We start from the raw sequence: 12,622 nt of genomic DNA, 5'->3' as shown, positions 1-12,622 counted from the left end.
CGTGCTTTAAATTTTTATTTTGCGTATTTTTTGAGCGCATAATAGGGCAGGGGATAAGGCTTTTTTAGTTAAATATAATGGGTTCAATCATTTTTTAAAATAAAAGCTGCGGCCTTTTCAGCAATCATCAAGGTTGGTGAATTGGTATTGCCTGAGGTTATTCTTGGCATGATAGAAGCATCGGCTATGCGTAAACCATGTATGCCGCGCACCCTTAACTGCGGATCAACAATGCTGTTTTCATCACTGCCCATGCAGCACGTGCCAACAGGGTGAAAAATTGTTGTGCCAATGTCGCCTGCAGCTTTGATTAAATCATCTTCACTAAAAAAATTGCCGCCCGGCATAAATTCCACCGGATTAAATTTTTGCAAAGGTGCTTGTTCGACAATTTTGCGGGTAATACGTATTGAATCGGCCGCAACGGCTTGATCGCTGGCAGCGTTTAAATAATTAGGCGAAATAGCAGGCGCTTGTCGATAATCATTATTTTTAATATGAATAGTGCCACGGCTATCGGGGCGTAAATTACAAACACTTGCGGTAAAGGCTGGAAATTTATGCACTGGTTCACCAAATTTGCCAAGGCTTAAAGGCTGTACATGATATTGCAAATTGGGCGTGGTAAAACTGTGATGAGAGCGAGTAAAAATACCAAGCTGGCTTGGAGCCATCGCCATTGGGCCAGAGCGTTTAAGCAAATATTCAAGGCCTATCATCATCTTACCCCAAAGGCTTGAGGCCTTTTCATTTAAAGTGGCAATATTTTCCACCTTGAAAGCGCAGCGCAATTGTAAATGGTCTTGCAAGTTTTCGCCAACCTCTTTGCGCTCTAGGATAAGATCAATATTGGCGGCTTGTAAAACATCACCGCGACCAATACCGGAAAGCTCTAATATTTGCGGCGACCCAACGGCACCCGCACAAAGAATAATTTCGCGGTCTGCAAAAATTGTCTCATCACCTTGCGCGCCGCTAATCACCACGCCACTTGCACGCAAGCCTGCATCTTCACTGGTTTTGGAAAATTCTAGCCGCTTAACTTGCGCCTTTGTATGCACTTCCAAATTAGGACGATGGGCAGCTGGCTTTAAAAAGGCTTTGGCGGTATTAAGCCGTACACCATGGTTTTGGTTGACATTAAAATAAGAAATGCCTTCATTATCTCCACGGTTGAAATCATTGATAATAGGAATACCATAGGCATGAGCAGCATCACGAAACGCATCAAGAATATCCCAATGCAAACGCTGTTCTTCAACCCGCCACTCGCCGCCTTTGCCGTGAAATTCGCTATCATTGCCAAAATAATCTTCAGATTTTTTAAAAAATGGCAAAACATCATCCCAAGCCCAACCAATGCCACCTAATTGGCGCCAATGATCATAATCTTGCGCTTGGCCGCGCATATAAATCATACCATTGATGGACGAGCAGCCACCAAGCACCTTACCGCGAGGATAGGCAAGGGCGCGGCCATTCAAGCCTTTTTGCGGCTCGGTTGTAAAACACCAATCGGTGCGCGGATTGTTAATGCAATAAAGATAGCCGACGGGAATATGAATCCAGATATAATTATCGCGCTTGCCTGCTTCCAACAGTAAAACCCGATTATTTGGATTTTCTGATAAGCGATTGGCCAATAAGCAACCAGCAGTACCTGCACCAATAATAATATAATTAAAAGCCTCCGCCATGATAATACCTCCCAATATAATCAAGAAATCACTATAAGGAGGTTTTTAATTTTACCAAATAACTTTTCTGTGGCTGGCCGCAATTTTGTTCTATTTTTATGCATTACAATCATAGCAATATTTTATTTTATTATCAGCTTAATAAGACGTAGATATTTAACGTTAAAAAGGACACGCCTCCTATAATATATATTGTGTAAAATATTGGCTTAATGATAAGCAAAGAGGCGGCAATTCGTGAGGCGAATGAATGGTTAAATTCAGTAAAGCTTTTTCAATTATTTTATTCATGGCAGTTATTGCATTTGCAAGCTCGTCTTTTGGGGCAGAAGCATTTAGCAAGGATTTGTGTCAAAGTTCAGTGATTATTGATGGCATGAAAGTCGAATTATCGCTGACGGCACCAATTATTGTTGATAAAAATACCAATGAATTGATTGAAAGCGAATTTAATAGTGAAAAGCAAAAGAAAATAGTGCCGAGATTAGCATTAAATTTCACTGCGATTGATAAGGATATTCAATGGCAAGAATATTTATACGATGTTGGTACTAAGCTTTCATACATGAACGACAACAAATTTCGAAGCCTTTTAATACCTTCTAGTCTACCGATAGTATCAGAACGATTAATAAAAGTTGATGTTTTAAAAAAAGGGATGAATACAACGTGGTTTTATTCTTTAATGTTAGTCAATTTTTCCGAAGTATTTAAAAATAATGGCTATGATATAACATTTAGTGCTTCAGGTCGATTACGCGACATAAAAAAGATGGCTCCAAATCCAGAAGTAACCAATATTTATGAAGGCGATAAAAATATTTGGCAGGCACCATTTAGACTATGTTTAAAAGCAAAGTGGCACTATAATTAAGCTGCTATAGTTTTATTTCGAGCTGGTTAAAGTAAAAATACGACCCATGAAAGACGCACTTGCATGGTATGTTTAGCGCAAAACATCAGCCCGATGATAAGCAAAGGGGAGGGGAAATGGATGGTTAAATTCAGCAAAGTTTTTTTTATAATTTTATTCCTAGCCGCTATTTCGCTTTCAAATTCGTTTGCAAGCTCGTCTTTTGGGGCGGAAGCACTTAGTAAGGATTTGTGTCAAAGTTCAGTGATTATTGATGGCATGAAAGTGGAATTATCGCTGACGGCGCCAATTATTGTCAATAAAATTACCAATGAATTAGTTGAAAATGACTTTGATGAGGAGAGGCAAGAAAGATTACACCCTGGAATACGATTAAGTTTTACGGCTATTGATAAAGATATTCAATGGCAGGAATATTTATATAGTTTTGGTATCGATATTTGGTATATGAATGGCAACGACCCAGAAAGTCTCCTCATACATTCTCTTTCGCCGAGAGTATCAGAACGATTAATAAGAGTTGATGTTTTAAAAAAAGGGATGAATAAAACGCAGTTTTCTTCTATAAGGTTAGTCAATTTTGCCGAAATATTTGAAAAAAATGGCTTTAATATAACATTTGGCGCTTTAGGTCGATTACACGATATAAAAAAGATGGCTCCAAATCCAGAAGTAACCAATATTTATGAAGGTGATAAAAATATTTGGCAGGCACCTTTTGAGATATGTTTAAAAGCAAAGTGGCAATATAATTAAGCTGCTATAGTTTTGTGTCGAGCTGGTTAAACTAAAAATGCCCTCGCTAAAAGGCCTGCTTGCATAATATGTTTGGCGCAAAACAATTCAATGATAAGCAAAGGGGAGGGCGAATGAATGGTTAAATTCAGCAAAGCTTTTTCGATTATTTTATTCATAGCAGCTATTTCGCTTTCAAATTTTTTGGCAAGCTCGTCTTTTGGGGCAGAAGCACTTAGCAAGGATAGGTGTCAAAGTTCAATGCTGCTTGATGGCATGAAAGTGGAGTTATCACTAACATCGCCAATTATTGTTGATAAAAAAACACATAAGTTAGTTGAAAATGACTTTAATGATGAGGAAAAACGGCAGGTTATACCATCAATACGATTAAGTTTTACCGCAACTGATAAAGATATAAAATGGCAAAAAGCCTTATATACCTCCAATATTTGGTATGGCTACATGCTTGGAGATAGTTGGACGGGGCTATCCGGCCACTATACCCCACCCATTATTACAGAGAAATTATTAGAGATTAGTCTATTAAAAAAGGGAAAAAAAGAGATAATATTATATCCATTATCGCATATAAATTTTAAAGAATACTCAGCAAAGAATGGATTTGATATGACCTTCGCTGCCATGGGAAGATTAATGGATATAAATGTACTAACCCCTCGTGATAGATTAACCAATCCTTATTATGGTGATAAAAATATTTGGCAGGCACCTTTTGAAATATGTTTAAAAGCAAAGTGGCAATATAATTAATCTACTATAGTTTTATTTCGAGCTGGTTAGAGTAAAAATACCCCCGCTAAAAGACCTGCTCACATAATATATTTGGCGCAAAACAATTCAATGATAAGCAAAGGGGAGGGCGAATGAATGGTTGAATTCATCAAAGCTTTTTTTATTATTTTATTCATAGCAGCTATTTCATTTGCAAGCTCGTCTTTTGGGGCAGAAGCACTTAGCGAGGATTTGTGTCAAAGCTCAGTTCTTATTGATGGCATGAAAGTCGAATTATCGCTGACGGCACCGATTATTGTTGACAAAAATACCAATAAATTGATTGAAAATGACTTTGATGATGAGAGGCAAGAAAGATTACCTCCTGGAATACGATTAAGTTTTACTGCTATTGATAAAGATATTCAATGGCAGGAATACTTATATAATTTTGGTATCGATATTTGGTATATGAATGGCAATGACCCAAAAGGTCTCCTTATACAATCCACTCGGCCAAATGTATCTGAAAGCTTAATAAAAGTTGATGTTTTAAAAAAAGGCATGGAAATGACGAAAGTTCATTCTATAAGTTTTATTAATTTTCCCGAAATATTTGAAAAAAATGGCTTTAATATAACATTTGGCGCTTTAGGAAGATTACACGATATAAAAAAGATGGCTCCAAATCCAACAATCACCAATATTTATGAAGGCGATAAAAATATTTGGCAGGCACCTTTTGAAATATGTTTAAAAGCAAAGTGGCATTATAATTAATCTACTATAGTTTTATTTCGAGCTGGTTAAAGTAAAAATACCCTCGCTAAAAGACCTGCTCGCATAATATGTTTGGCGCAAAACAATTCAATGATAAGTAAAGAGGTGGTTATCCGTGAGGCGAATGAATGGTTAAATTCAGCAATGCTTTTTCGATTATTTTATTCATGGCAGCTATTTCATTTGCAAGCTCGTCTTTTGGGGCAGAAGCAGTTAGTGAGGATAGGTGTCAAAGTTCAGTGATTATTGATGGCATGAAAGTGGAATTATCGCTGACGGCACCGATTATTGTTGACAAAAATACCAATAAATTAGTTGAAAGCGAATTTAATGATGAGAGGCAAGAAAGATTACCTCCTGGAATACGATTAAGTTTTACAGCTATTGATAAAGATATTCAATGGCAGGAATATTTATATAGTTTTGGTATTTTTTTTAAATATATGGATAGAAAAAATTGGAAGTATTTTTTACCACTATATAGCCTACCCTATGTGGATGGAAGCTTATTAAAAATTAGTATTTTAAAAAAAGGTGCAGAAAAAATTAAAATATATCCATTAAACGATGATGATTTTCAGAAAATATTTTTTAAAAATAAGTTTGATTTAATATTTGGTGCTGAGGGAGAGCTAATGGATTTGAGCAACTTGGCTCCAAATCCAGAGGTAACCAATATTTATGAAGGTGATAAAAACATCTGGCAGGCACCTTTTGAGATATGTTTAAAAGCAAAGTGGCAATATAATTAAGCCTATAAGTGAGTGCGTTTTTGATCGAAATTTGTGGTGCCTTTGGCTTTATCATCACATTCTTAATTGTAAGAATTTTGTACTGAAAAATATGGTTAATTTAGCATAATTTTTCTAATTTTTAACTGTTTTTGAAAATTTTAACGCTTCATAGTTTTAGAAAAAAATTCTATTTTATAGCCAATTTAGATGATGCAATTGCTTTTGGTTGCAATAGACACTCAATATATCAACCAATATATCAATTGTCGCATGAAACGGGAAAATTTTTATGAATTTATTCAAAGTGGGACTTGGTGTTGTGTTGGCCTTGGGTAGCGGTAGCTTTGCTACAGCCGCCGAATATGTGAAACCCGAAAATATTATTACAACAGGCGGCACTGCTATTTTCCACCTTAACCAAGAGCAAGGGGTTTTAAATCCAGCCTTGCGGGCGTCTACCGGTGTTTATATGATTTCTGGCAAGATCATGGAACCATTGATTGATCGTTCTTATGAAGGTTATGTGCCCGTTTTAGCCACCAAATGGTCTTCATCAGAAGATGGTAAAACCATTACCTTTGATTTGCGCGAAAATGTTCGCTGGCATGATGGGGTTGATTTTACCTGTGATGATGTTGCCTATAGTGCCATAAATCTTTGGAAGCCTTTGCTCAATTATTCTTCAACCTTACAAGAAAATTTGGTGTCGGTTGATTGCCCAACTCCGCATAAAGCAGTTTTCAATTATGCAAAGCCAATGCCGATGGAACTTTTGGTTGCTGCTATGCCTGATCTTGGTCACCCAGTGCCCAAGCATCTTTATGAAGGCACTGATATTTTAAGAAATAAATATAATGCCGCGCCAATTGGTACCGGTCCATTTAAATTTTCTAAATATGAGCGTGGTCAATACATTATAGCTGAACGCAATGATGATTATTGGCGCGGCAAAAATTATCCCTATCTTGACCGCGTGGTTTGGCGTTTTATCACCGATAAGGCTGCGGCTGCTGCCGCACTTCAATCAGGTGAGTTGATGGAAAGCGGCTTTAACAGCATTTCTATGTCGGATATGGAACGCCTTGGCGCGAGCGGCAAATTTGACATTGGTCCCAAAGGTTTTGAAAATAACATCGCCCATACCACGGTTGAGTTTAATTTGCGCAATCCTATCCTTGCCAATTTAAAAGTGCGCCAAGCAATTTATCACGCTTTAGATATTGATTTTGCTATTAAAAATATCATGCGTGGCTATGGTAAGCCCGGGCATGGGCCAATTCCAAGCACGGGCGGCGCAAATTATACCGATGATGTGCCAAGCTATGCCTATGATGTTGAAAAAGCCAAGCAATTGCTTGACGAGGCTGGCTACAAAGCCGATGCCAATGGCATTCGCTTTAAATTGCGCCACCGCCCAGCACCTTGGGGCGAATATACACAGCTTTGGGCAGAATATTATGCACAAGCGTTAAAAGAGGTGGGCATTGAGGTGGAACTTGTTGCCAATGATGCACCCGGCTTTTTAAATGGCGTTTATCGTGACCATGATTTTGACACGGCGAGCGGCTGGCATTTATTCCGCAATGATCCAGCAGTTTCCACCACTGTTTGGCTGCAATCAGGTATTCCAGCTGGCACGCCTTGGAGCAATCAATATGGCTATAAATCGGAAAAAATGGACAGTCTTATTGAACAAGCGGCAATTGAGATAGACCCCAAAAAACGCGCTGATCTTTATCATCAAATGCAAAAATTAGAGATGGAAGATTTACCGGTGATTTTCGCGATTGAGCATCCATTTGTGGCAACCACCAGCAAGGTAATGAAAAACCACCATAATACACCGCGTTGGGATTCATCAAGCAATTATGATTTATGGTTAGGTCAATAGATCAGTTTTCTACGCTTTTTAAACGACTATTCTTATTAGCATAAAAGGCAGTGGCTTTTGCCCTGCCTTTTCGTTCAATGTACAATATTTTGGTGTTTTCATGCCTGCCATTTTAACCTTTGCGCTGCGCCGTCTTGTGCAAGCGGTTCCCGTTATACTTCTCATCATGGTGGGTAGTTTCCTGCTTATCCATCTTGCCCCCGGTGATATAGTTGATGCGCTCGTCGGCGATATGGGCGGTGCAGATCCAAAATTTGTTGAAAAATTGCGCATTGAATATGGGTTAGATCAGCCCGTTTATGTGCAGCTTTGGCTTTATTTAGTTAAATTGGCGCAATTTGATTTTGGCTGGTCTTATGTTTATGAGCAGCCCGTTTTGCAAGTATTGCTCGATCGCTTGGTGCCGACCTTATTATTAATGGGATCATCGCTTTTTGCCGCTTTTATTTTTGGCATTGCCCTTGGTGCTTTAGCCGCGCGTAAAGCTTATTCGGCAACCGATACGGTTATTTCAACGCTTGGATTGGTTTTTTACGCATTGCCAAGCTTTTTCCTTGCCATTTTGATGATTATCGTCTTTTCGTTAAAACTTGGCTGGCTACCATCAGGCGGCTATAAGGATATTATTGCTTTTCATACGGGTTGGCGCAATGCGCTTGATATTGCTATTCATCTCATCTTGCCGGCAACATCGCTTGCCTTAATTTACCTTGCTTTTTATATGCGCTTAATGCGCACCTCAATGCTAGAAGTTATGGATCTTGATTATATCCGCACGGCAAAAGCTAAGGGCGCAAGCGGCGCAAGATTAATGTTTCACCACATTATGCGCAATGCTTTATTACCGGTTATCACTTTGCTCGGCCTACAATTTTCCACTATTTTGGGTGGCTCGGTGGTGATTGAGCAAATGTTTTCCATTCCAGGGCTTGGGCAGCTTGCTTATACATCGGTTATCAAACGCGATATGAATTCTTTGATGGGCATTATATTGCTATGCTCGATTTTGGTGGTGATTGTTAATTTTATAACCGATCTTATTTATGCCCGCCTTGACGCAAGGATTGAACTATCATGAGTGCTGAAACCATTTTGCCGCACATCAAACAACCATCACGCCTTAGCGCTTTTTGGCGCCGCTTTGCCCGCAACCGTGCGGCAGTGCTTGGGCTTATTTTGTTTATTATTCTTGTTGGCATGGCGCTATTTGCTGGTTTTATTGCGCCCGGTGATCCGCTGCGCCGTGCTGGTGACGCACTTGTTTTTCCATTTATGAATAGTGCAAACCCGCTTGGTACCGATCAGCTTGGCCGCGATATTTTAGCCGGCATTGTTCATGGCGCACGTATATCGCTGTTAATTGGTGTGGTTGCCACTTTAATTTCAATTATTATTGGTGTTATTATTGGTGCCATCGCTGGCTATTTTGGCGGCCTAATTGATGATGTTTTAATGCGCATTACCGAAGCCTTCCAAACCATTCCAAGCTTTATTTTGCTGTTGGCTTTGGTGGCCATTTTTGGCTCGACAATTGAAAATATTATTTTTTGCATTGGCATTGTTTCTTGGACAGCCCCTGCACGCATGGTTCGGGCTGAATATATGTCGCTAAGGCAGCGCGAATTTGTTGAAGCCGCGCGTAATCTTGGTTGCAGCAATTTATCCATTATTTTTAAAGAAATCCTACCAAGTGCTTTGCCACCCGTTATCGTCTTTGCGTCGGTTATCATGGCAAGTTCGGTCTTGATGGAAGCGGCGCTTGCTTTTCTTGGTTTAAGTGACGCAAATTATGCGAGCTGGGGCAATATGATCGGGCAGGGCAGGGCGGTGCTGCAAAGCCAATGGTATTGCGCGGTAATTCCCGGCATTGCAATTTTTTTGACGGTTCTTTCATTTTCCCTTTTGGGTGAAGGCCTTAATGACGCTCTAAATCCTAGGCAGAAAAAATGACCAAGCAACCGATTATTGAAATTAAACATTTGCAAATTACCCTGCCAAAGGGGCAGGAGCGGATTTTTGCTTTGGCGGATTTATCGCTTAAAATCCATGCCGGTGAAATCACTTGCCTTGTTGGTGAAAGCGGCTCAGGCAAATCCTTGACTGCAAGCGCTATTATGGGGCTGCTACCTTCACGCACGGTAAAAGTAAGCAATGGCGAAATCCTTTATCACGGTGAAGATTTATTAAAAATGCCAGAAAAATCGCTGCAAGCCTTGCGCGGTAATAAAATGGCGATGATTTTTCAAGAACCGATGACGGCGCTTAATCCGCAAAAAAGCGTTGGCTGGCAAATTGATGAAGTGTTGCGTTTACACACAAAATTAAACAAAAAAGACCGCTTTCAAAAGGTCATAGATATTTTGACCGAGGTGCATATCCCCGATCCAAAATCGGTTTATCATGCCTATCCCCATCAAATTTCAGGTGGGCAAAGGCAAAGAGTGATGATTGCCATGGCGCTGATTTTAGAGCCAGAATTTATCATTGCCGATGAACCGACAACCGCCCTCGATGTCACGACACAAGCGCAAATTTTGCATCTTATCAAGGAATTGCAAACCAAGCATAAAACCGGCATTTTGTTCATTACCCATGATTTTGGTGTGGTGGCGGAAATTGCCGACAATGTTGCGGTTTTAAAACTGGGTGAATTGGTTGAGCATGGCAGCGCTGACGAGGTGCTAAACCGCCCCCAACATCCTTATGTTAAACAGCTTATCAATGCCGTGCCATCGCTTGTGCCACCCGTTGAGCGGCAAAACCCAATGGATAGGCCAGTTTTGTTAAATGCCATAGGCCTTAATAAAATCTATAAGGCAAAAGCGGGCTTTTTTTCAAAGGGGCGCAAAGCAGTCCATGCGGTAAAGGACCTATCATTTCAATTGCATCATGGTGAAACCCTCGGCATTGTGGGCGAAAGTGGTTCAGGTAAATCCACCGTATCGCGCTTGATAACGCGGCTATTAGCAAGCGATAGCGGCGAAGTGCATTTTGATGGTGAAGATATTTTAACCGCCAGTGCCAGCCAATTACAGCGCTTGCGCAAAGATATCCAAATGGTTTTTCAAGACCCAATGGCATCGCTTAATCCGCGCAAAAGGGTGATTGACCTTATTGCCCAAGGGCCAATTATTCATGGTGTAGCAAAGCAAAAAGCCCATGAGGAAGCACGCCGCCTTGTTGAATTGGTAGAACTGCCGCAAAGCAGCCTTGAGCGTTTCCCGCACGAATTTTCAGGCGGCCAACGCCAACGCATTGGCATTGCGCGCGCTTTAGCATTAAAGCCAAAAATCATTGTAGCTGATGAGCCAGTTTCTGCCCTTGATGTGTCGGTGCAAGAACAGGTTTTAAAGTTGTTAATCCATTTGCGTCAAGAATTGTCGCTATCAATTGTGTTTGTTACCCATGATTTGCGGGTTGCTGCACAATTATGCGACCGGGTTATTGTTATGCAAAAGGGGCAAATTACCGAGCAAGGTGAAACAGCCACTCTTTATAGCAATCCAAAATCTGATTATACCAAACAATTATTGGCTTCAATTCCAGGTAAAAATTGGCATCCACCGCGCTTTTAAAATGTCAATTATGATAAGATCTGGTCATTGCTAAGAAAATATCCTATTTATAATGAATAGGATTTTAAATATTAACGTCGATAAAGTGCCTCTCAATGCTTGCAACTTGGCTTGCCGATTTCATGGAACTTGCGCGCACCCGTAGTTTTACTCGGGCAGCAGAAAATAGAAATGTCACCCACCCAGCTTTTGGGAGGCGCATAAAAGCATTGGAAGAATGGGCGGGCGTACCGCTTATTCACCGCACTGTGCCGATTGATTTTACCGCTGAAGGCATTATTGTTCTTGAAACAGCAACTGAAATTATTGAAACCTTGCGGCTTTTGCGCGAGCGCTTAGATAGCAGTGATAAGACCGGTGAACCAGATTTAAAAATTGCTACAGGTGTGACGATTTCGTCAACCTTTTTTCCCCAATGGTTAAAAGAAGTGAGCGCAATTATTGGCAATTTTAGCACTCGTATCATTGCAGGCAATCACGAAAAAGCCATTGGCGCTTTGGCAAATCTTGATGCAGATATTTTAATTGCCTATTCAAGCTATCATACAAGGTTGAAATTAAACCCTGCCCAATATGATTGGATCATTATTGCGACGGAAGAATTAGTGCCAATAAGTGCGATTGGTGAAAACGGCAAGCCACTTTTTACCGGCAGTGAGTCAAGTTCTACCCCTTATATTGGTTTTACCACTACAACCGCTCTTCACCCGATTATTACCCGCCATTTATCAAGCCTTAAAAACAAACCTAATGTTAAAATGGTGCATGAGACGGATTCTTATTCATCGGTATTGGAACTTGTCGCGGCAGGTATAGGCATGGCATGGCTGCCTTTGCGTTTGGTGCGTCCAAGCCTTGATGCAAAGCGCATCATGCTGATTGATCAACCATCATGGCAGGCAAAACTGGATATTGCTCTTTATCGGCGTAAATTGTTTTCTCATAAAATAGTCAATCAGCTTTGGGAAAATTATTCTCTTCATAAAATTGATTAATTGATATTTAAAACTGCAGGTATCGGTTAGAGGCCGGCTCTAATCATCACTCATTACCCATAACTAACAGCGTTTTTTGCTCGCTCTTAGTGATTTAAAAAAAACTGATTATTATAAAAAACTATTATACATCGCGATTAAAAAATGTTATATAAACAAAATAAATTTAATTCTGTAAAGAAAGCTCCATATTTTTTATAGAAATATGGTTGGATTATCTTTTGGTTTTTATTTATTATGTTCTATGTATATAGCTTATTATAAGTATTTGTTTATATTATAATATTGCAGATATATGCATTGTAGCACTGATCATATCAGTTCTGTCTTTTTTCGCTTTTGTGCCATTATTGCACATAGATGTGCCAAAAAAGCACGAGATTTTCCAATAATATTTGCTAGTTTTTAAATCGATTTTAAAAACGTCATCAATTGTGTGATTCCAGACATAGCAATCCATTATGCTATTAAGTGGAATAATTTGCCAATATTGTGACCAAAATCATAAAATGTAACGCATCTTGAAAATTTGGAGATTTTTTAGATGCCGTTGTAAGTCCGTCATTCAAGGCGCAAAGATTGATGTCTTGGATGAATTGCAAAGAT

The 12,622-nt window shown here is 39.6% G+C and carries 11 protein-coding genes; 10 read left to right on the top strand and 1 reads right to left on the bottom strand.

Annotated features, from left to right (window positions below):
* Positions 1-83 precede the first annotated feature (83 nt).
* Positions 84-1,697: a GMC family oxidoreductase gene (locus H3299_RS15280; RefSeq protein WP_182419853.1), complete on the bottom strand. Its 1,614-nt coding sequence runs from the start codon at positions 1,695-1,697 to the stop codon at positions 84-86.
* 289 nt (positions 1,698-1,986) lie between these two features.
* Between H3299_RS15280 and H3299_RS15275 the strand changes: the two genes are divergently transcribed.
* From H3299_RS15275 to H3299_RS15230, 10 genes are all read left to right on the top strand, one after another.
* Positions 1,987-2,571 carry a hypothetical protein gene (locus H3299_RS15275; RefSeq protein ID WP_182419852.1) on the top strand — a complete coding sequence of 195 codons (585 nt, stop codon included), beginning with the start codon at positions 1,987-1,989 and terminating at the stop codon, positions 2,569-2,571.
* Between the two features lie 120 nt (positions 2,572-2,691).
* Entirely contained in the window at positions 2,692-3,327 is a 636-nt protein-coding gene (locus tag H3299_RS15270) for a hypothetical protein (RefSeq protein ID WP_182419851.1), read from the top strand.
* A 117-nt stretch (positions 3,328-3,444) separates the two neighbouring features.
* Complete coding sequence (locus tag H3299_RS15265) at positions 3,445-4,080, top strand: hypothetical protein (protein ID WP_182419850.1); 636 nt, start codon at positions 3,445-3,447, stop codon at positions 4,078-4,080.
* A gap of 117 nt (positions 4,081-4,197) precedes the next feature.
* The gene (locus tag H3299_RS15260) at positions 4,198-4,821 is read left to right on the top strand and encodes a hypothetical protein (protein WP_182419849.1); all 624 of its coding nucleotides are present in this window, start codon (positions 4,198-4,200) and stop codon (positions 4,819-4,821) included.
* A 128-nt stretch (positions 4,822-4,949) separates the two neighbouring features.
* Complete coding sequence (locus tag H3299_RS15255; protein ID WP_182419848.1) at positions 4,950-5,573, top strand: hypothetical protein; 624 nt, start codon at positions 4,950-4,952, stop codon at positions 5,571-5,573.
* A 271-nt stretch (positions 5,574-5,844) separates the two neighbouring features.
* Positions 5,845-7,446, top strand: a complete 1,602-nt coding sequence (locus H3299_RS15250; RefSeq protein WP_182419847.1) for an ABC transporter substrate-binding protein — start codon at positions 5,845-5,847, stop codon at positions 7,444-7,446.
* 100 nt (positions 7,447-7,546) lie between these two features.
* Positions 7,547-8,524 (top strand): ABC transporter permease, encoded by a 978-nt coding sequence (locus H3299_RS15245; RefSeq protein WP_182419846.1) that lies wholly within the window; start codon positions 7,547-7,549, stop codon positions 8,522-8,524.
* Positions 8,521-9,396 (top strand): ABC transporter permease, encoded by an 876-nt coding sequence (locus H3299_RS15240; protein WP_182419845.1) that lies wholly within the window; start codon positions 8,521-8,523, stop codon positions 9,394-9,396. Before H3299_RS15245 ends, H3299_RS15240 begins: the two co-directional genes overlap by 4 nt.
* Positions 9,393-11,021, top strand: coding sequence for an ABC transporter ATP-binding protein (locus H3299_RS15235; RefSeq protein ID WP_182419844.1), 1,629 nt, complete (start codon positions 9,393-9,395; stop codon positions 11,019-11,021). Before H3299_RS15240 ends, H3299_RS15235 begins: the two co-directional genes overlap by 4 nt.
* 95 nt (positions 11,022-11,116) lie before the next feature.
* A complete protein-coding gene (locus H3299_RS15230; protein WP_182419843.1) occupies positions 11,117-12,016 on the top strand; it encodes a LysR family transcriptional regulator in 900 nt (299 codons plus the stop codon).
* The last annotated feature ends 606 nt before the right edge of the window (positions 12,017-12,622 follow it).

Origin of the sequence: Bartonella sp. HY038 (genome assembly GCF_014117425.1) — a bacterium.
Taxonomy (GTDB): domain Bacteria; phylum Pseudomonadota; class Alphaproteobacteria; order Rhizobiales; family Rhizobiaceae; genus HY038.
Note: the sequence above shows the minus strand (reverse complement) of the source record. Positions and strands in the feature narration are given on the sequence as shown.